The sequence below is a fragment of the Pseudomonas sp. GW822-FHT07A10 genome, assembly GCF_058798795.1.
This window is the reverse complement of the sequence record NZ_JBXAKV010000002.1, coordinates 512,564-535,536: the sequence shown is the minus strand read 5'-3', so window position 1 is coordinate 535,536 and position 22,973 is coordinate 512,564. Positions and strand designations below refer to the sequence as shown.

Annotated in this window: 23 protein-coding genes; 9 read left to right on the top strand and 14 right to left on the bottom strand. The window is 59.8% G+C overall.

The window, feature by feature from the left end; genetic code table 11:
* Positions 1-126: 126 nt before the first annotated feature.
* A complete protein-coding gene (locus tag AC1RL4_RS05975) occupies positions 127-579 on the top strand; it encodes a GNAT family N-acetyltransferase (RefSeq protein ID WP_019580655.1) in 453 nt (150 codons plus the stop codon).
* A 97-nt stretch (positions 580-676) separates the two neighbouring features.
* Here AC1RL4_RS05975 and AC1RL4_RS05970 read toward each other — a convergent pair whose 3' ends face one another.
* The 3 genes from AC1RL4_RS05970 to AC1RL4_RS05960 are packed head-to-tail and all read right to left on the bottom strand — an operon-like array spanning position 677 to position 3,665.
* Positions 677-973, bottom strand: a complete 297-nt coding sequence (locus tag AC1RL4_RS05970) for a winged helix-turn-helix domain-containing protein (protein WP_007937940.1) — start codon at positions 971-973, stop codon at positions 677-679.
* Between the two features lie 31 nt (positions 974-1,004).
* Complete coding sequence (locus AC1RL4_RS05965; protein WP_007937938.1) at positions 1,005-1,496, bottom strand: M48 metallopeptidase family protein; 492 nt, start codon at positions 1,494-1,496, stop codon at positions 1,005-1,007.
* Between the two features lie 45 nt (positions 1,497-1,541).
* Positions 1,542-3,665, bottom strand: a complete 2,124-nt coding sequence (locus tag AC1RL4_RS05960) for a putative bifunctional diguanylate cyclase/phosphodiesterase (protein WP_230173344.1) — start codon at positions 3,663-3,665, stop codon at positions 1,542-1,544.
* Positions 3,666-3,985: 320 nt separating this feature from the next.
* Here AC1RL4_RS05960 and AC1RL4_RS05955 point away from each other — a divergent pair, with 320 nt between their 5' ends.
* The gene (locus tag AC1RL4_RS05955) at positions 3,986-4,654 is read left to right on the top strand and encodes a polysaccharide lyase family 7 protein (RefSeq protein ID WP_230173342.1); all 669 of its coding nucleotides are present in this window, start codon (positions 3,986-3,988) and stop codon (positions 4,652-4,654) included.
* Between the two features lie 554 nt (positions 4,655-5,208).
* Positions 5,209-5,571, top strand: a complete 363-nt coding sequence (locus AC1RL4_RS05950; RefSeq protein ID WP_028939059.1) for a DUF6124 family protein — start codon at positions 5,209-5,211, stop codon at positions 5,569-5,571.
* A 93-nt stretch (positions 5,572-5,664) separates the two neighbouring features.
* Here AC1RL4_RS05950 and fba read toward each other — a convergent pair whose 3' ends face one another.
* From fba to tkt, 6 genes are all read right to left on the bottom strand, one after another.
* Positions 5,665-6,729, bottom strand: coding sequence for a class II fructose-bisphosphate aldolase (gene fba, locus AC1RL4_RS05945; protein ID WP_018928755.1), 1,065 nt, complete (start codon positions 6,727-6,729; stop codon positions 5,665-5,667).
* 306 nt (positions 6,730-7,035) lie between these two features.
* Positions 7,036-7,368, bottom strand: a complete 333-nt coding sequence (locus AC1RL4_RS05940) for an MliC family protein (RefSeq protein ID WP_230173334.1) — start codon at positions 7,366-7,368, stop codon at positions 7,036-7,038.
* Positions 7,369-7,425: 57 nt separating this feature from the next.
* Positions 7,426-7,647 (bottom strand): hypothetical protein, encoded by a 222-nt coding sequence (locus tag AC1RL4_RS05935; RefSeq protein ID WP_019580652.1) that lies wholly within the window; start codon positions 7,645-7,647, stop codon positions 7,426-7,428.
* A gap of 34 nt (positions 7,648-7,681) precedes the next feature.
* Positions 7,682-8,845 (bottom strand): phosphoglycerate kinase, encoded by a 1,164-nt coding sequence (locus AC1RL4_RS05930; protein WP_007937921.1) that lies wholly within the window; start codon positions 8,843-8,845, stop codon positions 7,682-7,684.
* A 17-nt stretch (positions 8,846-8,862) separates the two neighbouring features.
* Complete coding sequence (epd, locus tag AC1RL4_RS05925) at positions 8,863-9,930, bottom strand: erythrose-4-phosphate dehydrogenase (RefSeq protein ID WP_018928752.1); 1,068 nt, start codon at positions 9,928-9,930, stop codon at positions 8,863-8,865.
* A 150-nt stretch (positions 9,931-10,080) separates the two neighbouring features.
* Positions 10,081-12,078, bottom strand: coding sequence for a transketolase (gene tkt, locus AC1RL4_RS05920; RefSeq protein ID WP_018928751.1), 1,998 nt, complete (start codon positions 12,076-12,078; stop codon positions 10,081-10,083).
* Between the two features lie 273 nt (positions 12,079-12,351).
* Here tkt and AC1RL4_RS05915 point away from each other — a divergent pair, with 273 nt between their 5' ends.
* The 4 genes from AC1RL4_RS05915 (at position 12,352) to AC1RL4_RS05900 (ending at position 16,878) form a co-directional block, all read left to right on the top strand.
* Positions 12,352-13,347 carry an ArsR/SmtB family transcription factor gene (locus AC1RL4_RS05915; protein WP_019580651.1) on the top strand — a complete coding sequence of 332 codons (996 nt, stop codon included), beginning with the start codon at positions 12,352-12,354 and terminating at the stop codon, positions 13,345-13,347.
* A gap of 18 nt (positions 13,348-13,365) precedes the next feature.
* On the top strand, positions 13,366-14,556 hold the full coding sequence (metK, locus tag AC1RL4_RS05910) for a methionine adenosyltransferase (RefSeq protein ID WP_028939060.1): 1,191 nt from the start codon (positions 13,366-13,368) through the stop codon (positions 14,554-14,556).
* A 156-nt stretch (positions 14,557-14,712) separates the two neighbouring features.
* Positions 14,713-16,392 carry an NAD-dependent DNA ligase LigB gene (gene ligB / locus AC1RL4_RS05905; RefSeq protein ID WP_230173333.1) on the top strand — a complete coding sequence of 560 codons (1,680 nt, stop codon included), beginning with the start codon at positions 14,713-14,715 and terminating at the stop codon, positions 16,390-16,392.
* 90 nt (positions 16,393-16,482) lie between these two features.
* On the top strand, positions 16,483-16,878 hold the full coding sequence (locus tag AC1RL4_RS05900) for a DUF1090 domain-containing protein (protein WP_019580648.1): 396 nt from the start codon (positions 16,483-16,485) through the stop codon (positions 16,876-16,878).
* Positions 16,879-16,898: 20 nt separating this feature from the next.
* Here the strand turns inward: AC1RL4_RS05900 and AC1RL4_RS05895 are convergent, their stop codons facing one another.
* Positions 16,899-17,348: a c-type cytochrome gene (locus AC1RL4_RS05895; RefSeq protein WP_026286618.1), complete on the bottom strand. Its 450-nt coding sequence runs from the start codon at positions 17,346-17,348 to the stop codon at positions 16,899-16,901.
* Positions 17,349-17,476: 128 nt separating this feature from the next.
* Here AC1RL4_RS05895 and mltA point away from each other — a divergent pair, with 128 nt between their 5' ends.
* Positions 17,477-18,649 (top strand): murein transglycosylase A, encoded by a 1,173-nt coding sequence (gene mltA / locus AC1RL4_RS05890; protein WP_019580647.1) that lies wholly within the window; start codon positions 17,477-17,479, stop codon positions 18,647-18,649.
* Positions 18,650-18,765: 116 nt separating this feature from the next.
* On the opposite strand, the gene AC1RL4_RS05885 is transcribed toward mltA, so the two are convergent.
* Positions 18,766-19,152, bottom strand: coding sequence for an MAPEG family protein (locus AC1RL4_RS05885; RefSeq protein WP_018928745.1), 387 nt, complete (start codon positions 19,150-19,152; stop codon positions 18,766-18,768).
* Positions 19,153-19,202: 50 nt separating this feature from the next.
* Positions 19,203-20,036 (bottom strand): EamA family transporter, encoded by an 834-nt coding sequence (locus AC1RL4_RS05880; RefSeq protein WP_019580646.1) that lies wholly within the window; start codon positions 20,034-20,036, stop codon positions 19,203-19,205.
* A 210-nt stretch (positions 20,037-20,246) separates the two neighbouring features.
* Here AC1RL4_RS05880 and AC1RL4_RS05875 point away from each other — a divergent pair, with 210 nt between their 5' ends.
* The gene (locus AC1RL4_RS05875; RefSeq protein WP_019650249.1) at positions 20,247-21,416 is read left to right on the top strand and encodes an MFS transporter; all 1,170 of its coding nucleotides are present in this window, start codon (positions 20,247-20,249) and stop codon (positions 21,414-21,416) included.
* Positions 21,417-21,422: 6 nt separating this feature from the next.
* On the opposite strand, the gene AC1RL4_RS05870 is transcribed toward AC1RL4_RS05875, so the two are convergent.
* Together AC1RL4_RS05870 and AC1RL4_RS05865 are read right to left on the bottom strand one after the other, a co-directional pair.
* Complete coding sequence (locus AC1RL4_RS05870; RefSeq protein WP_230173329.1) at positions 21,423-22,310, bottom strand: formate/nitrite transporter family protein; 888 nt, start codon at positions 22,308-22,310, stop codon at positions 21,423-21,425.
* A gap of 245 nt (positions 22,311-22,555) precedes the next feature.
* A complete protein-coding gene (locus AC1RL4_RS05865; RefSeq protein WP_018928741.1) occupies positions 22,556-22,960 on the bottom strand; it encodes an acyl-CoA thioesterase in 405 nt (134 codons plus the stop codon).
* Positions 22,961-22,973: the final 13 nt, after the last annotated feature.

Sequence of the window (22,973 nt, the reverse complement as noted above, 5' to 3'; positions counted from 1 at the left end):
CAAAGAAGACAATCTCGCGAGAAATGAATGATGGCATTTTGGTCTTTATCACAGATTCCTCTGTCATAAAGACATCCCGCCTCAGGGCGCTTAGTATCGGAACAACGTTGTTCAAGGAATGTGAAGATGACAATCGATTGGGTCTGCAAACATCACAGCGATCTGGGTAAAGAGCAGCTGTACGCCATTTTGCAGCTGCGCGCCGAAGTGTTTGTCGTCGAGCAGAAATGCGCTTATCAAGACATCGATGGCCAGGACCTGGAAGGTGACACTTGCCATTTGATGGGCTGGGACGGGGATCGGCTGGTGGCCTACCTGCGATTGCTCGACCCAGAGTTGCAGGGCGGCGATGTAGTGATTGGCCGGGTGATCATCGCACCCGCGGCACGCGGCGCCGGGCTTGGGCATGAGTTGATGAGCCAGGCGTTGAAACAGGCCGAGAAGCACTGGCCCGAGGTGCCGATCTACCTCTCGGCCCAGGCACATTTGCAGGGGTATTATGGGCGGTACGGGTTTGTGGTGGTGGGTGAGGAATACCTGGAAGATGAGATTCCGCATATCGGGATGCGTCGTCCTTGAGGGCCCCATCGCGGGCAAGCCCGCTCCCACAGGAACAGTGAACCCCTGTAGGAGCGAGGCTTGCCCGCGAAGGCGTCATCTGCAACACCGCAAAAGCTCAGGGATACTCCAGCACCGCTTTAATCTGCCGCAGATTACGCTCGATCCACCCCCGATCAATCGCCCCCCACTCGCGAATCCGATAGCGTCCCGCGTGGTTACGTGCGCCTTCTTCCTGCTCGAACTCACAAACGATATCCAGATCCGCCAACGCCGCGATGGTGTCCTGAGCCGTGCGTCGGGGCATGCCGGTCACCTCGGTCAATGCCGGGACGTTACTGGCCAGCCCGCTGTCGATCAGGTACGCCACGTACAATCGGCGGTAGAAGCTGCTCTTGGTCTTGCTCACGTCCATCCATGCGCTCCCGATTAATTAGCAGATTTGTTCAGTGCATATCCCGCCACGTCAGGTACACCCGCAAATCGAACTCCACCTGGTGATACCCTGGCAACATGTGCTCGCACAACTTGTAGAACGCCTTGTTGTGATCCGACTCTTTGAAGTGCGCCAGCTCATGCACCACGATCATCTTCAGAAACTGCGGCGCCGCGTCCTTGAACAGCGAGGCGATGCGAATTTCTTTCTTGGCCTTGAGCTTGCCACCCTGCACCCGTGATATCGCGGTGTGCAGACCGAGCGCGCGGTGGGTCAGGTCCAGGCGGTTGTCGAACAACACCTTGTCGATGGCCGGGGCGTTACGCAGGTATTCCTGCTTGAGGTCCAGGGCATAGGCGTACAGCGCCTTGTCGCTCTGCACCCCGTGTTTTTCCGGATAGCGCTGGCTCAGGTAATCGCCCAGCCGACCTTCGGCGATCAGTTGGCGCACCTGGTCCTGCAACGCGGCAGGATAAGCCTGGAGGTATTTCAACACAGTCATTGGAGCGGCAACACGCATCACGAAAAGGTCGCCAGTGTAGCGAATTCAACTCGTCAGCGCGCCCCAGTCGAACGGCTCGACAAAGTGACCGGTGTCCTCGGCCATCAACGGCCGCGCCACCAGGAAACCCTGCACATACTGGCAACCGTTGGCTTGCAGCCACTCATATTGCGCCACCGTTTCAACCCCTTCGGCGATCACCAGCAGCCCTAACCGGTTGCACAAATCGATGACACTGCGTGCCAGCGCCGCATCCCGTTCAGACCCTGGCAACCGGGCGATCAAATGCCGGTCGAGCTTGAGCGTGTCCAGTTCCAGGTCGCGCAAATGCGCCAGCGAACAAGCCCCGGAGCCGAAGTCATCCAGCGCCACCCGCACCCCCAGATTGCGCAGCAAACGCAGTTGTTTGCGGGTCTCGTCGGGGTTAGACATCAAGGCCTCTTCCGTGACCTCGACTTCCAGCTGCTGCGGTTTCAAGCCATGGCGCTCCAGCACCTGACGCAGCTCGGTGACTAGGTTGGGCAACCCGAATTGGGTGCTGCTCAAGCTGACGCCCAGCACCAAATCTTCGGCGAACAAGGTTTCCCAGGCTTTGCGCTGTTTGGCCCCGCGATGATAAATCCAGCTACCCAGGCGACTGATCAATCGCGCCTCTTCCAGCAACGGTAAAAACAGCCCCGGCGGTACATCGCCGACACTCGGATGCTGCCAGCGCAACAACGCTTCGAACCCGCGGATCTGCCCATCGGCAATCGCCACCTGGGGCTGATACACCAGGTTGAAATCGCGGTTCTCGATGGCCGTGCGCACGCTCTCTTCAAGCATCAGCCGCGAGCGCGCCCGGCCGTTCATTTCGTGATCGTAGAAGCGATATTGCTGACGCCCGGCGCGCTTGGCTTCGTACATGGCAATGTCGGAGGCGCGCATCAGTCCGTCCAGATTAGACCCGCAATCGGGATAAGTGGCGATGCCGATGCTGGCACCCAAGGCGATGTCCATGCCTTCGATCTGCTGACAGATCGACACCCGCTCGATGAGCTTCTCGGCAATCTTTGCCGCCTGCTCGGGGAGCTCAAGATCCAGCAACGCAGTGAACTCATCGCCCCCCATCCGCGCCAGAATATCGAAGGGCCGCAGGCACGCCTTCAACTGCTCGGACACCCAACGCAGCACCCGGTCGCCGGCATCGTGGCCGAGGGAATCATTGACCCGCTTGAAGCCGTCGAGGTCCAGGTACAACAGCACCCAAGTGCTGTCGGAACGTTCGCCGCGCAGCAGCAGGTTTTCAACGGTCTGGTAGAAACCCCGGCGATTGAGCAGCCCGGTCAGCGGGTCGGTCACCGCCTGGAACTCCAACTGCTGATGCAGATGGCGCACCACCGACATGTCCAGCACCGTCACCACCATCGCATGTTGTTCGGCGGGCAAAGGCGCGCAAGACAACGCCACCGGCACTTGCTGGCCGGGTGCGGTACGCAGCAGCGCATCGTGCAAGCGCAGGGTTTCACCGCGTTTGTAACCGGCAAACAAATCGGAATCGGCCCAGATCGGGATGTGCGGTTTTTGCAGGAAATCCAGAAACTCCTTGCCTTGCAGGTCGTTCACCGTGGCATTGAGCAAGCGAGACATCGCCGGGTTGGCAAAGCGAATCACCCCGTCCTCGCCCACCACCAGAATGCCTTCGGCGGCGTTATCCAGCACCGAAGCATTGAAAGCCCGGGCGACTTCCAGATCATGGCTCAACCGCTGCAAGGCACGGCGATTACGCTGGTGCTCGAGCAACGCCTGGACTTTGGGTTTGAGTATTTGCGGGTCGAACGGTTTGAACAGGTAATCCACCGCGCCACTGGCGTAACCCTTGATCACGGCGTCCTGGGACTGTTCGTTGGCGGTAAGAAAAATGATTGGCGTAAGACGGGTTCGCTGGCTGCCGCGCATCAAGCGCGCCACTTCAAAACCGTCCATGCCCGGCATCTGCACATCCAGCAGCACCAGGTCGACATCGTGTTCGAGTAACAGGCCAAGGGCTTCAAAACCGGAAGCCGCGGTCATGACCTGCCAATCCTGGCGCTGTAACAACGCGCGCATGCTGATCAGGTTTTCAGGGTAATCATCAACAATTAACAGGATTGAGTTGCCTTCAGCTGGCTTAGATTGTGCGCATTCCATGCTGCATCTCTTGTTCGGGGCGTCAGGCCGGCTTTTTGTTAAAACCGGTCACCTATTGCGACTTCACTCTAGACCCGGATCCCATAAAGCAGAAGCCGCTGGTATCCCATCACTTCGGTAAAGTTTCATATAGCCGACTAACGGTCAGCCCTGCAGGCCTTATAAACCGGGAAGGATGGCATTTCGACAGGTTGTTGACGCCAATCATCTGCCAGAAGGGCATTAACAAAGAGGCCTTCTACGCTTATAAAGACCCACCCGAAGGCGCGAGCTAGAGCTTCTGGCACGCACGTGCAGTAAAAAAAGTGGAAGCTTGAATTATGATCGATCTCGCAACCTGGAACCTCAGCGTTCCCGTCGGCAGCCCGCCGTACACCGTCGAAACAGCCAAGCTGGTAGACGGCTTCAAGGATCAATACTTCCACTCCGACACCGGTACCTTGTTTTTCTGGTCCCCGGTAACCGGCACCAAAACCGAAAACGCGATCTACCCGCGCACCGAACTGCGCGAAACCTACAGCAACGGCACGCTGAAAAACTGGTACTACCCTGACGCGGACAACACCCTGCGTGCCACCCTCTCGGTCAGCCAGGTGCCCAGTTCGGGCAAGATCGTCATTGGCCAGATTCACGCCTATAAGAGCCAAAAGCCCTTGGTGAAGGTCGAGTATCAATACAAAACCTCCACCTCGACCGGCAACATCGTCGCCAAAGTCCGCATGCACCCCGACGACGACACCGCCCGGGTCATCACCATCGCCACCGGCGTGAAACTCAATCAGGAATTCTCCTACCTCATCCACCTCAGCCCGGGCGGTGCATTAGGCATCAGTGCGGCGGGCTACCAGTGGGACACCGAAATAAGCACGATGTGGCGTGATAAGCCGCTGTACTTCAAGGCCGGGGTTTATGTGCAGGACAATACCGGGTACACCACTGAAGGTGGGGAAGTGACGTTCAGCCATCTGGATATCGATCACAATACGTAATCCCAGGACCACTCGGACAGCAGAACAATCCGGGCATCCACAGAACCCGCAGGAATCCACCCATTGTGGCGAGGGGGCTTGCCCCCGTTGGGCTGCGATAGCAGCCCCAAACCCTGCCACCCCATTCCCGCTGGTGCACCGCGCCTCCCAGTTTACGGCGGCTACGCCGCCGAACGGGGGCAAGCCCCCTCGCCACAGCCCCACTTAAACGCCAACGTTTAAAGACACTCAGCGTTACTTCATGAGGCCTACAACGGCTTGCGTCGCTGCCTACAGGTACGCCAGAATCCGCCGGCTTGTGCGTCTGGGAGGCCATCGGTAACTTGATTCGTGTCACTGATTCGCAGTGATCGGGTTTAGTAGCCCGTGGTTTCGAGCTTGGTGCACAAGCATCTGTCAGTCAGGGATTTCGATTCCTGGACTTGATGGTAACTGTGCGCAGGGCACCTTCGGGTGCGCCGGCTTGCTCGAAACCCCGGTCTACTAACCTGCGTACAGTTGCCTCCACTTTGATTAGTAGCCAGAGAGGGGCACTCCAATCAGGTTTCGAGCAAATGACTAAATCAACGCCGCATCCGCCGGTCACAGACCCGGCATCCCCCTACGAATCCCCCGATTCAAAAAAATTCCACGAAGCCGCCGAGCGCGCCCTCGACCATTACCTCAACCCCGCCGCCCAAATCATGGCCACCACCCACGAACCCGAGCCCATGTACCTCGCCAATCCGAAGTACAACACCGAAGCGCTGCTGGCCAACGCCAGCGAAACACTCGGCTCGGCCACCCTCATGCTCAACAATTTCGCAGCATTGCTGGAGACCTCCCATCGCAAGACCCTGCTGGGCATTGCGCAAGTGGTCATGCTCGGTGAACTGGCGGTGAACCAGGCACTGGATCACGTCGAACCGAAGGAGTAATCGCGGCTCGGTTGGTGCAAGGCGAGCAAACTTGCTTCCAAAAAAAACCCGCCTCTCGGCGGGTTTCTTATCAACGCAGCTTAACGCTCGGGCTTAGTTAACCTTAGCGTTCAACTCGCCTTTCAGGTAACGCTGGAACATCGCTTCCAACGAAATCGGCTTGATCTTCGAAGCATTACCGGCAGTACCAAACTGCTCATAACGCGCAATACACACGTCACGCATCGCAGTCACAGTCGCGCCGAAGAATTTACGCGGGTCGAACTCGCTCGGGTTGGTGGCCATCAGGCGACGCATCGCACCGGTGGACGCCAAACGCAGGTCGGTGTCGATGTTGACCTTGCGCACGCCGTGCTTGATGCCTTCGACGATTTCTTCAACCGGTACGCCGTAGGTTTCTTTGATGTCGCCGCCGTACTGGTTGATGATCGCCAGCCACTCTTGCGGAACCGAAGACGAACCGTGCATCACCAGGTGGGTGTTCGGGATGCGTTTGTGGATTTCCTTGATGCGGTCGATGGCCAGCACGTCGCCGGTAGGTGGCTTGGTGAACTTGTAGGCGCCGTGGCTGGTGCCGATGGCGATGGCCAGGGCGTCGACCTGGGTCTTCTTGACGAAGTCCGCGGCTTCTTCCGGGTCGGTCAGCATTTGGCTGTGATCCAGAACGCCTTCGGCGCCGATGCCGTCTTCTTCACCGGCCATGCCGGTTTCCAGCGAACCCAGGCAGCCCAGCTCGCCTTCCACCGATACGCCGCAGGCGTGAGCCATGGCCACGGTTTGTTGGGTAACGCGAACGTTGTACTCGTAGTCGGTCGGGGTCTTGCCGTCTTCGCCTAGGGAGCCGTCCATCATGACCGAGCTGAAGCCCAGTTGAATGGAGCGCTGGCAGACGTCAGGGCTGGTGCCGTGGTCCTGGTGCATGCACACCGGGATGTGCGGGAATTCTTCGATGGCCGCCAGGATCAGGTGACGCAGGAACGGGGCGCCTGCGTATTTGCGAGCACCGGCCGAAGCCTGGACGATCACCGGGGAGTCAGTCTTGTCAGCGGCTTCCATGATGGCGCGCATCTGCTCAAGGTTGTTGACGTTGAAGGCTGGAACGCCGTAGCCGAACTCGGCTGCGTGGTCCAGCATCTGGCGCATGCTGATAAGTGCCATTGTGTGTGTCTCTCCCGGTTGAGGGTCGTTAATCGTGCCAGCCTGCCGTAGCGGCGGCGGCTATTCAAGTTATTGCAGATCGGGGGTTGGCCCGGGCTGCGAATTCGGTACAACAAAACTCTTGTATCGCTGAAGCCTTGTGGCGAGGGGGCTTGCCCCCGTTCGGCTGCGCAGCAGTCGCAAATCGGACGACGTGGTCTAACTGAAGCACTGCATCCGCTGGCTTCGGGAGTGCTTCGCACTCCAACGGGGGCAAGCCCCCTCGCCACAAAAGCCCGCACCCACATTAGGTCCGTGGCGTGTCAATTACTGCGCTTTACAACCGCGGCCGATCAAATCATTGGTGGCGACCCAGTACACCAGGCCCTCCTCACCTTTTACGTGAAACGCCAGCATGTCGTTGCTGTACAGCGAGCCTTCGGCGCCCGGCTCAAGCTTCAGGCGGTAGACCTGATCGGCGCCGCCCAAACGGACATCGACTGCCTTGCGGCTCACGCCAGTGTAGCGCCAGAGCACTTTGGCCTGACTGTCGCAGGTCCAGGTGGTCCAGTTGTCCGTTGATTGGGCAGGCTTGAACAGGTCGAAATTCGAACAACCTGCCAGCAATGCCACTGCCGCAACGGCAATAAAGCGTTTCATCCGTGTTCCTCGACTGACAGCACACGCCGCCAGCCCTGAGTTAAAGAGTCAGACCCGTCAAGGGCAGCCATGTTCCTTGGCCGGAGTCTGTGTCTCGTATTTGTCCAGGCCATCGGGCCCGGACCGCTTGTTGATCACCGGGTTGGTTTCCGCTTGCCAGTCAGCCTGGTAGCAGCCTTTATCCGACGCGGATGGCGCGGGCTCCGGCGTGGCTTTCGGGTTACTCCCGCAAGCCGCCAGCATACCCGCGGCGATCAACAGCATTAATGTCCTGACCATCTGAACACTCCTTTGCCTGGTCAAATGAGCGGCCTCAGGCCTTGGCCCGGCTTTCCAGGACTTCAACGGCCGGCAGCACTTTGCCTTCGACGAATTCGAGGAAAGCACCGCCGCCGGTAGAAATGTAGGAGATTTGCTCGGCAACGCCATATTTATCGATGGCCGCCAGAGTGTCGCCACCGCCGGCAATGGAGAACGCCGAGCTTTCCGCGATGGCCTGGGCCAGCACTTTGGTGCCGTTACCGAACTGGTCGAATTCGAACACGCCCACCGGGCCGTTCCACAGGATGGTCTTGGACGACTTCAGCAGCTCGGCGAAATTCGCCGCGGTCTGTGGGCCGATGTCCAGGATCATGTCGTCTGCAGCCACGTCGGCGATCAGTTTGACAGTCGCGGTCGCACTTTCAGCGAATTCCTTGGCGACTACCACGTCCACTGGCAATGGCACGCTGACTTTCGCCGCGATTTCACGAGCGGTGTCCAGCAGGTCCGGCTCGTACAGCGATTTGCCAACCGGGTGACCGGCAGCGGCCAGGAAGGTGTTGGCAATGCCGCCACCAACGATCAGCTGGTTGCAGATCTGGCTCAGGCTGTTGAGTACGTCGAGTTTGGTCGACACTTTAGAGCCCGCAACAATGGCAGCCATTGGCTGGGCCGGGGAGCCCAGGGCCTTGCCCAGTGCGTCCAGTTCGGCGGCGAGCAACGGGCCAGCAGCGGCGACTTTGGCGAATTTGGCCACGCCATGGGTCGAGCCCTCGGCGCGGTGAGCAGTGCCGAAAGCGTCCATCACGAACACGTCGCACAGAGCGGCGTATTGCTTGGCCAGCTCGTCGGCGTTCTTTTTCTCGCCCTTGTTGAAGCGCACGTTTTCGAACAACACGATGTCGCCGGCTTTCACGTCGACGCCGCCCAGGTAATCGGACACCAGCGGCACTTCACGGCCCAGAGCCTTGCTCAGGTAGTCAGCCACTGGCTTGAGGCTGTTCTCGGCGGAGAATTCGCCTTCGGTCGGACGGCCAAGGTGCGAGCAGACCATCACTGCCGCGCCTTTTTCCAGGGCCAGCTTGATGGTCGGCAGCGAAGCCAGGATACGCGCATCGCTGGTGACAACACCGTCCTTGACTGGGACGTTGAGGTCTTCGCGGATCAGTACGCGCTTACCTTGCAGATCGAGGTCGGTCATCTTCAACACGGTCATGGGTCGCAATTCCTGGGTTACTGTTTTTGAAAGACAGATTGTGGAGTAGTAGCGGCTTGCAAATAGTGCTCTGCAACGTCCAGCATTCGATTGGCAAAACCCCATTCGTTGTCGAACCAGGCCAGGATGTTCACCAGCCGTGGGCCGGAAACGCGTGTCTGACTGGCATCGACGATGGCCGAATGTGGGTCATGATTAAAATCACAACTGGCGTGAGGCAACTCGGTGTAGGCCAGAAGGCCTTTGAGCGGGCCATGGGTGGCGGCCTCGCGCAGAATCCGGTTGACCTCGGTGGCGTCGGTATCGCTCACGGTCTGCATCGTAATATCGAGGCAAGACACGTTAACCGTCGGCACCCGCACGGCTTTGGCCTGAATTCGCCCGGCAAGTTCCGGCAGCAGGCGCTCAATGCCTCGCGCCAGACCAGTGGACACCGGAATCACCGACTGGAACGCCGAACGGGTGCGGCGCAGGTCTTCGTGGTGATAGGCGTCGATCACCGGCTGATCGTTCATCGCCGAGTGGATGGTGGTGATCGACACGTATTCCAGACCAATGGCCTGATCCAGCAGGCGCAACAGCGGCACGCCGCAGTTGGTGGTGCAAGACGCGTTGGACACCAGCAGCTCGTCGCCGGTCAGGCAATCCTGGTTCACGCCGTAGACGATGGTGGCGTCGACATCCGCCTCGCTGGCCATCGGCTGGGAAAACAGCACCCGTGGCGCACCGGCGTCGAGAAAACGCTGGCCATCCTGACGGGTGTGATAAGCGCCGGAGCACTCCAGCACCAGATCGACGCCCAACGACGCCCAATCGATGCCTTCGGGGGTGGCACTGCGCAGGACCTTCACGCAGTCGCCCTTAATATGCAGACAATCGCCCTCAACCCTCACTTCACCGGGAAACCGCCCGTGAGTGGAGTCGAAGCGTGTCAGGTATTCGATGCTGGCCATGTCGGCCAGATCGTTGATCGCGACAATTTCAAACCCGGCTTTCTCGCCTCGCTCAAACAACGCACGCAAGACGCAACGACCAATTCGGCCGTAGCCGTTGAGTGCAACTTTGTAAGGACGCGGTTGAGGCATGGGGTTCTCGATTACCGTGGTGAATCCGTCAGTGCAGCATTGACTGGCCCGACGCCTTCGCGAGCAAGCCCGCTCCCACAGGAGAGTGCGATCTCCAGTGGGAGCGGGCTTGCTCGCGAAAGCGGCAGTCCAGACGACACATTTTCTGGATCAGTCTTCCAGCAGCTCTTCAGCCTGACCCAGGATGTTTTCCAGGGTGAAGCCGAACTCTTCGAACAAGGCCGGCGCAGGCGCCGACTCGCCGTAGGTGGTCATGCCGATCACGCGACCTTCCAGGCCCACGTACTTGTACCAGTAGTCCGCGTGGGCGGCTTCGATGGCGATACGCGCGCTGACCTGCAACGGCAGAACCGATTGCTTGTAGCCGGCGTCCTGGGCTTCGAAGACGCTGGTGCACGGCATCGATACCACACGGACCTTACGGCCTTGCTCGGTCAGTTTGTCGAAGGCTTGAACGGCCAGGCCGACTTCCGAACCGGTGGCGATCAGGATCAGCTCAGGCTCGCCTGCGCAGTCCTTCAACACGTAACCGCCACGGGCGATCTCTTCGATCTGGATCGCATTGCGGGTTTGGTGCTGCAGGTTCTGACGGGAGAAGATCAGCGCCGAAGGACCGTCGTCACGCTCCAGGGCGAACTTCCAGGCCACCGCCGATTCAACGGCATCGGCCGGACGCCAGGTGTCGAGGTTCGGTGTGCAGCGCAGGCTGGCCAGTTGCTCGATCGGCTGGTGCGTCGGACCGTCTTCGCCCAGACCGATGGAGTCGTGGGTGAACACGTAGACAATGCGTTTCTTCATCAGCGCCGACATGCGTACCGCGTTGCGGGCGTATTCCATGAACATCAGGAAGGTCGCGCCGTAAGGCACCAGGCCGCCGTGCAGAGCCACGCCGTTCATGATCGCGCTCATGCCGAACTCGCGAACGCCGTAGTACATGTAGTTGCCGCTGGCGTCTTCGGCGGTGACGCCTTTGCAACCTTTCCACAGGGTCAGGTTGGAACCGGCCAGGTCAGCCGAACCGCCGAGCAGTTCCGGCAGCAGCGGGCCGAAGGCGTTCAGGGCGTTCTGGCTGGCTTTACGGCTGGCGATGGATTCGCCTTTGGCCGCGACTTCAGCGATGTAGGCCTGGGCCTTCTCGGCGAAATCGGTCGGCAGATCACCGCTCAGGCGACGAACCAGTTCATTGGCCAGCTCAGGGAAGGCGGCGGAGTACGCAGCGAAACGCTGATCCCACTCGGCTTCGGCAGCGCGACCGGCTTCCTTGGCGTCCCACTCGGCATAGATATCAGCCGGGATTTCGAACGGGCCGTAGTTCCACTTCAGCGCTTCACGGGTCAGAGCGATTTCCGCGTCACCCAACGGGGCGCCGTGGCAATCTTCCTTGCCTTGCTTGTTCGGCGAACCGAAGCCGATGGTGGTCTTGCAGCAGATCAGCGTCGGTTGTGCGCTTTTGCGCGCGGTTTCGATCGCGATCTTGATTTCTTCCGGATCGTGACCGTCGACATTGCGGATCACTTGCCAGTTGTAGGATTCGAAACGCTTCGGCGTGTCGTCGGTGAACCAGCCTTCGACTTCGCCGTCGATGGAGATGCCGTTGTCATCGTAGAAGGCGATCAGTTTGCCCAGGCCCAGCGTACCGGCCAGGGAACTGACTTCGTGGGAAATGCCTTCCATCATGCAGCCATCACCCAGGAATACGTAGGTGTGGTGATCGACGACGTTATGGCCAGGACGGTTGAACTGCGCCGCCAGGACTTTTTCCGCCAGGGCGAAACCGACTGCGTTGGCCAGGCCTTGGCCCAGTGGACCGGTGGTGGTTTCAACGCCCGGTGTGTAGCCGTATTCCGGGTGACCCGGGGTGCGGCTGTGCAGTTGGCGGAAGTTTTTCAGGTCATCGATTGACAAGTCGTAGCCGGTCAGGTGCAGCAACGAGTAGATCAACATCGAGCCGTGACCGTTGGACAGCACGAAGCGGTCACGGTCGGCGAACGATGGATTGCTCGGGTTGTGCTTCAGGTAGTCACGCCAAAGTACTTCGGCGATATCCGCCATACCCATAGGGGCACCGGGATGGCCGCTGTTGGCTTTTTGCACGGCATCCATGCTGAGGGCACGAATGGCGTTGGCGCGCTCACGACGGCTGGGCATCGCTGATCTCCTGCGGATATTGAATCGAGAGTGAATAAAACGAAACGGAAAAAAGGCGAGCATTTTCCCTCACCGACCCGCCTCGGGGCAATGAGAGATAGTCATCCGAAGGCGTTTTTCCAATGGATAACGGCGTATTCGACTGATGAAACCTTTCCGCTGTTGGTTTGTGGACTGAAACTAACGTTAATAAGTGCCATCTATCGACCAATATCAAAACTTTTTGATATTGCTCTTGCGGTGTTTTCTGACCGTCACTAGACTGCTGGCCTTATGAATCTGCGCGTGCCTTCCATTCAACATGACGATTGCGATGAGCTGGCGGCCCTGTGCAAGGCCGGCGGCGATCCTCTGCGGCTGAATGTATTGCGCGCGCTGGCCAACGATTCGTTCGGCGTACTGGAACTGGCGCAGATCTTCGGCATCGGTCAGTCCGGCATGAGTCATCACCTCAAGGTATTGGCCCAGGCCGACCTGGTGGCGACCCGCCGTGAAGGCAATGCGATTTTCTACCGTCGTGCCCTGCCCCACACCGATCTGCTGGGCGGCAAGCTGCATGCCGCGCTGCTCGAAGAAGTGGACAACCTGACCCTGCCGACTGACGTTCAGGCGCGGATCGGTCAGGTCCACGGGCAACGTGAGGCGGCCAGCCAGGACTTTTTCTCACGGGTCGCGGAGAAGTTTCGCGCCCAGCAAGACTTGATTGCCGGCCTGCCGCAATACCGCGAAAGCGTGGTGGCCCTGCTCGACAAACTGAGCTTCGGCCCCGGCGCCACGGCCATCGAAGTAGGTCCCGGCGATGGCGCTTTTCTGCCGGAGCTGGCGCGTCGCTTCACTCAGGTCACGGCGCTGGACAACAGCCCGGCGATGCTCGAACTGGCCCGTCAGGTCTGTGAACGTGAAACGCTGGCTAACGTCAGCCTGCAATTGGCCGATGCATTGAACGGTGTAAGCCTTCAGGCCGACTGCGTTGTACTGAACATGGTGCTACACCATTTTGCCGCACCGGCCGAAGCGCTCAAGCACATGGCCGGCTTGCTGCAACCAGGCGGTAGCCTGTTAGTGACAGAGTTATGTAGCCACAACCAGAGTTGGGCCAGGGAGGCCTGCGGTGATCTCTGGTTGGGGTTTGAACAGGACGATCTGGCCCGTTGGGCCACCGCTGCGGGACTCGTTCCCGGGGAAAGCCTCTATGTAGGCTTACGTAATGGTTTCCAGATACAGGTCCGCCATTTTCAGCGACCGGCTGGCGACACTCACCATCGGTAAATTCAGGAAAAAATCGAGATGAGCGAATACTCCCTCTTCACCTCCGAGTCCGTGTCTGAAGGGCATCCGGACAAAATCGCCGACCAGATTTCCGATGCGGTGCTGGACGCCATCATTGCCGAAGACAAGTTCGCCCGCGTGGCGTGCGAGACTCTGGTGAAAACCGGCGTGGCAATCATCGCCGGTGAAGTCACCACGTCGGCCTGGGTCGATCTGGAAGACATCGTCCGTAACGTGATTCTCGACATCGGCTACAACAGCTCCAATGTCGGCTTCGACGGTGCAACCTGCGGCGTGATGAACATCATCGGCAAGCAGTCCCCCGACATCAACCAGGGTGTTGACCGTGCCAAGCCTGAAGATCAGGGCGCCGGCGACCAGGGCCTGATGTTCGGCTACGCCAGCAATGAAACCGACGTGCTGATGCCAGCACCGATCACCTTCTCGCACCAACTGGTTCAGCGCCAGGCCGAAGCCCGCAAGTCCGGCCTGCTGCCTTGGCTGCGTCCAGACGCCAAGTCGCAAGTGACCTGCCGCTACGAAAACGGCAAGGTTGTCGGTATCGACGCCGTTGTACTGTCGACCCAGCACAACCCGGAAGTGTCCTACAAAGACCTGCGCGAAGGCGTGATGGAGCTGATCGTCAAGCACGTGCTGCCTGCCGAACTGCTGTCCAAGGACACCCAGTTCCACATCAACCCGACTGGCCAGTTCATCATCGGTGGCCCGGTGGGCGACTGCGGCCTGACCGGTCGCAAGATCATCGTTGACAGCTACGGCGGGATGGCCCGTCACGGCGGCGGCGCGTTCTCCGGTAAAGATCCATCGAAGGTTGACCGTTCGGCTGCCTACGCCGGTCGTTATGTGGCCAAGAACATCGTCGCTGCCGGCCTGGCCGAGCGTTGCGAGATTCAGGTTTCCTACGCAATCGGCGTCGCTCAACCGACTTCGATTTCGTTGAACACCTTCGGCACCGGCAAGATCAGCGATGACAAGATCGTCAAACTGGTCCGCGAAGTGTTCGACCTGCGTCCATACGCGATCACCACCATGCTCGACCTGCTGCACCCGATGTACCAGGACACCGCTGCGTACGGCCACTTCGGTCGCACCCCGGAAACCAAAACCGTGGGCGACGATACGTTCACCACGTTCACCTGGGAAAAAACCGACCGCGCCGACGCTCTGCGTGTCGCGGCCGGCCTGTAAGACCTCCCCGGTTGTCAAAAAGCCCCGCACGGTTCGCCGTGCGGGGCTTTTTCATGAAGAAGATCCCACCTCGAAACACGCAGAATTACACCTCTGCACTCCACACCCGAAACCTGACTAGCCTTGAAAGCATCCCAACGAGCAAGGACGCTCTCGATGCTGCCCAACCTGCGCCTGTTTTTCGGTTTCCTGCTGACCCTCACCTGCCTGACCGCCAATGCCGCCGACTGCCCTGATTGGCCGCCGGCCCGCGCTCTGGACGAAATCAACGCACTGCAAAAACGAATCGACCTCTGGGACGACAGCTATCATCGCGAAGGACGCTCTTTGGTCGCCGATGAACTCTATGATCAATCCCGCATACGACTAAGCGAATGGCGCGAGTGTTTTGACTCAGGCCCTTCAGCCGAACCGTTGCGCACTGCCGGTGGCACGATTGCTCACCCCATCGCCCACACCGGCCTGGAAAAACTGCGCGATGGGCGCGCGGTCGAAGCCTGGCTGAAAAATCGGGATGAGGTCTGGATTCAGCCCAAGGTCGACGGCGTGGCAGTGACGTTGATCTATCGCAACGGCTGGCTGCACCAGGCGATCAGTCGTGGTGACGGGATGACCGGCCATGACTGGACTGCCTCAGCACGCCAGATCACCACCATTCCCCAAAAACTTCCGCAGCCGCTGGACCTGCTGCTGCAAGGCGAACTCTATTGGCGCCTGACCGAGCACGTGCAAGCCGAGGCCGGCAGCCTCAATGCCCGCGCCACGGTGGCCGGGTTAATGGCACGCAAGACGCTGAACCCTGAGCAAGCCGCCGGTATCGGCCTGTTCGTCTGGGACTGGCCACAAGGCCCGAAAAGCCTGCCCGCCCGCGTGGCGGCTCTGGATGAGCTGGGGTTCCCGAGCACCGCGCCCTACAGCCAGCCGATCGAGGCATTTGCCGATGCCGAACGCTGGCGCGATCACTGGTATCGCTCGCCTCTGCCCTTTGTCAGCGATGGCGTCGTTTTGCGACAGAGCCAGCGCCCAGCGGCCGAGCGCTGGCAGGCGAAAACGCCTTACTGGAGCGTCGCCTGGAAGTATCCCTTCGCCCAGGCACTGGCCGAGGTGCGCAAGGTCCACTTCAAGATTGGACGAACCGGCCGGATCACACCGGTGCTGGATCTGGCACCGGTGATGCTCGATGACCGGCAGATCAAGCGTGTCAGCGTCAGTTCCCTGCAGCGCTGGGAAGCGCTGGACATTCGTCCCGGCGATCAGGTCGCCATCAGCCTGGCCGGGCTGACCATCCCCAGGCTCGACGGTGTCGTATTGCGCAGCACCGAACGTCCTGAATTGAACGCACCGCTGGCAGCAGATTTTCATCCGTTAAGTTGCTGGCAGCCGACGCCCGGGTGCGAAAGCCAGTTCCTCGCGCGCCTGGCCTGGCTCAGCGGCAAACAGGGGCTGGCCTTGCCGCATGTCGGGCCGGGCACCTGGGAGAAACTGCTCAAGGCCGAACGTCTCGACAACTTGCTCGATTGGTTGACCCTCGACGAGCAAGAGCTTGCTAACATTGACGGCTTCGGCGAACGCAGCAGTGCTCGTCTTTTGAACAGTTTCAACAGCGCCCGGCAACGACCGTTCGCCCGCTGGCTCAAAGCCCTGGGCTTGCCGCCGACTGGCCAGGCACAGCTCGCCGATTCATGGCAGGCGCTGGCGCAACGAAACACCGAACAATGGCAGGCCGAAACCGGCATCGGCCCGGGACGCGCAGCGCAATTGAGCGCATTTTTCCGCGACCCGCAGGTCATGGCCTTGAGCGAGACATTACGTGTTGCCGGGATTGACGGTTTTTAGCAGCCGGCGACGCCCGCGAGCCTGGGAACCCATAGGTACCGATGCGCTCAAACAGCCCATCGCTACATCGATTTTTCACCTGGAGCTTTTATGAAACTTCTTTCACCGCTCGCCTTGTTGACCCTGTGCAGCGTGATGGCCGCTCCATTAATGGCCGCCGAAGACGCCCCGGGCCTGACCGGCTGCGCTGCCAAAAAACAAGGCATCATCAACCAGATCGAACTGGCCAAGTCTCACGGTAACGCCGATCAACAGGCTGGCCTTGAAACCGCCCTGAGCGAAGTTACCGCCCATTGCACCGACGCTTCCTTGAAGAAGGAACGGGAAAACAAGGTGCTCGACGCCAAGCACGAAGTCAGCCGGCGTCAGGCCGACCTCGACAAGGCGATGAAAAAAGGCGACGCCGAGAAGATCAACAAACGCAAAGACAAACTGGCTCAATCGCGCAAGGATTTACAGGACGCGCTCGACGAGCTGGATAAGTAATCCGGTTTGAACACGCCGCCTCAATGATCCCGAAACTCTTTATGGCAGGCACTACAGGCGTCTTCGACTTTCTGAACTGCCGGCCCCAGGTTGCTGGCCTTGTAGGGTTGAACCTGGCTGGCGATCACCAGTTCACCGGTGGCGCCTTCAAGGGTGCGGGCCATTTCCTGGAAGCGTGCCTGCTTCTGCCAGACATCGTCCTTGGCGCTGGTGTGATCTTCTTCGCGCACCTGCGGGAAATGTTTCCACGGCTCATGGGACAACGCGTCGAGCTTCACGGCACCGTCGGCGAATTTCGGGCCATCGAACGGAATACGCCCACGCAACATGCCACCCAGGTCTTCGCCGGTCTTGAGCATTTGCTTGAAGATCGCCTTGCGCTGGCCCAGAGGCGAGTTCGGGTCGACACCGCCGCAGGCGGACAAGGTCAGGCAGGCCAGCAATACAACAGAGAGTCTTTTAAGAGTCATGGTGGCTTCAGATCACTGGAAACGGCGGCCAGTATCCTCGCGTCACCGGCAAAGACCAATAGCCCTATTATCAATACGGGTTGTTTGAGCGCATGGAGCACTCAGGCAACCGGCAAAGGAATTACTCCATGAACAGCCGTTTCAAGGCGTGGCGTCACAACCTGGCCTGGACCCTTCCGATGGTGGCCGTGCTTGCGGGCTGCACCGGTGGCGACAGCAGCACACCGAAAACCCACGCACTGGCGACCTACTCCAGCGCTACCTGGGAAGCCCTTCCAGCGGTGTCCGACAACGACCTCGTCGCCGGTTTTGGCTCGTGGCGCAGCGCCTGCACCCGACTCAAGGCCGACCCGGTCTGGGGTGGCACCTGTGCCGCTTCCGCCAACGTGCAGCCAACCGCCAGCGACATCCGTGGTTTTCTCAAACAGAACCTCGACGTCTACGGCCTGCGCGCCGCCAATGACAACCCCAACGGCCTGATCACCGGTTACTACGAACCGGTGTATCCCGGCAGCCTGACCCAGACCAAGCAAGCGAACATCCCGGTGTACGGCGTGCCCGAGGACATGATCATCGTCTCGCTGGACAGTATCTACCCGGAGCTCAAAGGCAAACGCCTGCGCGGACGACTCGAAGGTCGCGTGCTCAAGCCTTACGACGATGCGGCAACCATTGAAACCAAAGGCGTGAAGGCGCCGGTGATTGCCTGGCTGACCGACCCGATGAACCTGCAATTCCTGCAAATCCAGGGTTCGGGGCGCATCCAGCTCGATGATGGCCGTCAATTGCGCATTGGTTATGCCGACCAGAACGGCCACCCCTATCGACCTATTGGCCGCTGGCTGGTGGATCAGGGCGAGCTGAAGAAAGAAGAGGTGACCATGAGCGCCATCGATAACTGGGCCAAGGCCAATCCGACGCGCATTCCCGAACTGCTCGGCAGCAACCCCAGCTACGTGTTCTTCAATCGCAACCCGGACAGCAACGAAGGGCCGCGCGGTTCGCTGAATGTGCCATTGACCGCAGGTTATAGCGCGGCAGTGGATCGCAAGGTGATTCCGCTCGGCAGCTTGTTGTGGTTATCGACGACGCGACCGGACGGCAGCGCACTGGTGCGTCCGGTGGCCGCTCAAGATACCGGCGGCGCGATTGCCGGCGAGGTCCGCGCAGACCTGTTCTGGGGCACGGGCGAGGCGGCCGGGCAATTGGCCGGCGACATGAAACAGCAGGGGCAGATCTGGATGCTCTGGCCTAAAGGGGCGGCGTTGCCTCAGGTGCCGCAGGTGGCTGACAAACTTTAGAAGCAAACGATCGCAGACTACGCCAGCGTCAGCATCGAGAGCGTTCGTCGCAATATCGCGAATGAACATCGATCCCTGCAGGGAATGGCGCAGCCTGCGATCCTTTGATCTTGCCGTTAAACAGACACCACAAAGAAACTGACGATCAGCCCCATGCCTATGGCCCACACCAGCGACCGCAGAATCGCCCAGTCCGCCAGATAGCAAATGATGTACAGCAGCCGACTGGTGATGAACAGCACCGACAGCACATTGATCGTCACCAGTTCGGCATTGCCGGCCAGATGCGCCACGATCACCGCCGCGGCAAACGCCGGGGTCACTTCGAAGCTGTTCAACTGCGCCGAATGCGCACGCCTGGCCACTCCTTCGAGCGAATCCAGAAACGCCCTTGGGTCGTGATTCTGTTTCAGCCCGAACTTGCCATTGCTGAACTTGGCGACGCCCGTGCACAGATAAGGCAAGCAGATCGCAATCAAAATGCACCACAGAGCAACCGTCATAACGCAGTCCCTTCTTCAAGTTGTAGAGAATCGAATTCCATCAGCGGCGACTAAAACTTCATCACCAACATGCCGATCAATACCAGTCCACAGGCTAAGAGCCGTGGCCTGCCAAAAGGTTCTTTGAGGTAGCGCATACCGAACAGCACCACCAGAATCACGCTGATCTCGCGCAGCGCCGCTGCCTCGGCAATTGAACCGAGCTGCATGGCCCACAGCACCAGAGCGTAGCTGAACAACACGCAGAACCCGACCGCCAACCCCAACCGCCACTGTTCGCGCCAGAACAACATGAACGCCGGTCGTTTGCGCACCAGCGCCAGCAATGGGAACGACCAGGCACTGAGCACGGTGACCCATACCAGGTAATCCAGCGGATGGGACCAGCGCCGCAAGGCCTGGCCATCGATGAAGGTGTAGCAACCGATGCACAACCCGATCAGCGCCACCACCGGCAGCATCGACCACGGCAGGCGCACCCCGCCACCGCCCTGCCAGAGCAGGCACACCATGCCGAACGGGATGAGCAAAATCCCGAAGATCTGCTGAGCCGTCAGCACTTCTCCGGCGAAGATCAGCGTCAGTGCCAGCACCACCAGCGGCGACAAGCCGCGCATCAACGGATAGACCAGACCGAGATCGCCGACCCGATAGGCCTGGATCAACAGGTAGCGATAGAGCAACTCGAATGCCGCCGACGCAAGAATCCACGGCCACATATCCAGTGGCGGCAGCGCCACGAAGGGCAGCATCAGCGCGACAAACAGCAACGCCACGCTGTCCATGCAGGCCACCACCAACAGCCGCTCCGCGCTGAACTTGATCAGGGTATTCCACGCCGCATGCAACAGCGCCGCCACCAACACCAGAATCGTCGCAAGCACGGCACACTCCTTGTATTGCCCCTACATCTCGGGACAGAGATTTGATTCGCCATATGTCCGCAGCTGTTTATACTGCAAGCGACCACGCCGCACTCAGTTGCGCACAGACTAATTCCAATAATTCCTGCCCCTGCCCGCTCTCATCGAGAACGGTCGTCGGCCTGCGTATGCCTGATCAAAGCGTCAAGACTACCGACAGAGACCTTGCGCATGCCACTCGCCTTGCTTGCACTGGCCGTTGCCGCTTTCGGCATCGGCACCACTGAGTTCGTCATCATGGGCTTGCTGCCCGATGTCGCCCGCGATCTCGCCGTGAGCATTCCTCACGCCGGCCTGCTCATCACCGGTTACGCCCTTGGCGTGGTGTTCGGTGCGCCGATTCTCGCGGTCGGCACCGCCAACATGCCGCGTAAAGCGACACTGCTGGGCATGACGCTGATGTTCATTCTCGGCAACATCCTCTGCGCCCTGGCGCCGAACTACGCCACCTTGATGGCCGCACGAGTGATCACCGCGCTGTGCCATGGCGCGTTTTTCGGCATCGGCTCAGTGGTCGCTGCCAGTCTGGTGGCACCGAACAAACGAGCCCAGGCGATTGCCATGATGTTCACCGGCCTGACCTTGGCCAACGTGCTGGGCGTGCCATTGGGCACTGCGCTGGGGCAATACGCCGGCTGGCGCTCGACCTTCTGGGCAGTGTCGGTGATTGGCGTGATTGCGGCCATTGCGCAGTGGGTCTGGCTGCCCAAGGAAATCCCCATGGACAAAGCCAACCTGGCCAGCGAATTCAAAGTGCTGGGCAAGGTCAATGTGCTGCTGGCGCTGGGCATGAGCGTGCTGGCGTCCACCAGCCTGTTCAGCGTGTTCACTTACATTGCGCCGATCCTGCAGGACATCACCGGCGTCAGTCCGCATGGCGTAACCATCATGTTGCTGTTGTTCGGGGTCGGCTTGACCGGGGGCAGCATGCTCGGCGGCCGATTGGCGGACAGTCGCTTGCTGCCTTCGCTGGTGGGGATGACATTGGCCGTAGCCATCGTGCTGGCCGCCTTCAGCCAATCCAGCCATTCAGTGATACCGGCAGCGATCACGCTGGTACTGTGGGGCATCTTCGCCTTCGCGCTATGCCCGATCCTGCAATTGCTGATCATCGATCAGGCCCATGAGGCGCCAAACCTCGGGTCGACCTTGAATCAAAGTGCATTCAATCTCGGCAACGCCGCCGGGGCGTGGATTGGTGGGCTGGTGGTGGCCAGCGGTGCGGACCTGGCGGACTTGCCGTGGACCGGCGCGCTGGTCAGCGTGTTCACGCTGCTGACGGCGCTGTTCTTCATCTACCTGCAACGTCGCAGTGCTGCCGCAATCAATGTCTCTGGCTGACATTGATCATTTTTTGACCTTCTGCGGTTCGGATTCCTGAGCCCGCTCCGCAGAGGTCTTCGGCGGCCCGCCTTCACTGCGAATCTGCGCGTGACTGATCAGCGCAAAGATAAAACTGCCGCCAATAATGTTTCCCACCAGCGTGGGACCTGCGAACACCCACCAAAAATCCTTCCACGGCAACTCGCCGGCAAACACCAGGTAAGAAACCTCGACCGATCCGACCACGATGTGAGTGAAATCGCCCAGCGCCATGAAATAGGTGATGAGGATGATGATCCACATCTTGGCGCTTTCCATGGACGGGATCATCCAGACCATGGTGGCGATCATCCAGCCGGAGATGATGCCTTTGGCGAGCATCTTGCCGGCATCGTTCTCCATGACCTTGCGCCCGATCTCAAGGAAGGCCAGATCGGTCTTGCTGTCGAATATCGGCAGGTGCAGCATCACATACGCCACCAGCAAGGTGCCGCAGAGATTGCCCACCAGCACCACCGTCCAAAGCCGCAGCAACCGACCGACATTACCCAGCGTCGGCTTGCTCATGATCGGCAGCACGGCGGTCAGGGTGTTTTCGGTGAAGAGTTGCTGACGGGCAAGAATCACCGCGAGAAAACCGGCGCAGTAACCGAAGCTGGCGATCACCTTGAAGCCTTCGCCGTCCGGCAGGCGCGAGTTGAGTAGTCCCATGCCCATCAGCGACAGGCCCATGGTCAGGCCGGCAGCCAAGGCCGACCACCACAGCGCCGCAACGCTACGCTCGAGTTCCTGGTCGCCTTGAGTACGAATGATTTCGTGCAGCACCGCCGCGCGCGGGGGCTGGTTCTTGTCGACCTCGCGCTGTTCCTGTGCCGAGAGGTCCGGGGTCTTGCCATCTTTGGGCGTGTCCATAAGGCTGCTCCTGAACCGGTGGCGTGTCGTTTACGTACGACACGCGGGGTTCGGAGCTGTTCACTACCCGGGGGGAACGCAGCAAACCCTGTGGCGAGGGAGCTTGCTCCCGCTCGGCTGCGAAGCAGTCGTAAGCTGACGTGAAGCCTGCCTGAAAGAACCCAATGACAGATTTCAGGGCCGCTTCGCGCTGGAGCGCCAGCCCGGCCCAACGGGAGCAAGCTCCCTCGCCACAGAAACAACAATCACCCGCCGATCTCGTCATCCTTGAACTGGTCTTTGACGTACCTGATCTCGGTCCGGCCGTGCGGCATGGGCAGGCCGTCTTCGCCCAGGTTCACGAACACCATCTTCTCTACTGTCAAAATGCTCTTGCGAGTGATCTTGTTGCGCACTTCACAGGTCAGAGTGATCGAGGTGCGACCGAACTCGGTGGCGGTGATGCCCAGCTCGATGATGTCGCCCTGACGCGAGGCGCTGACGAAATTGATTTCGGAAATGTACTTGGTGACCACGCGCTGATTACCCAGCTGGACGATGGCGTAGATCGCCGCTTCTTCGTCGATCCAGCGCAGCAAACTGCCGCCGAACAGCGTGCCGTTGGGGTTGAGGTCTTCGGGTTTTACCCATTTGCGGGTGTGGAAATTCATACTCACTCCTGAC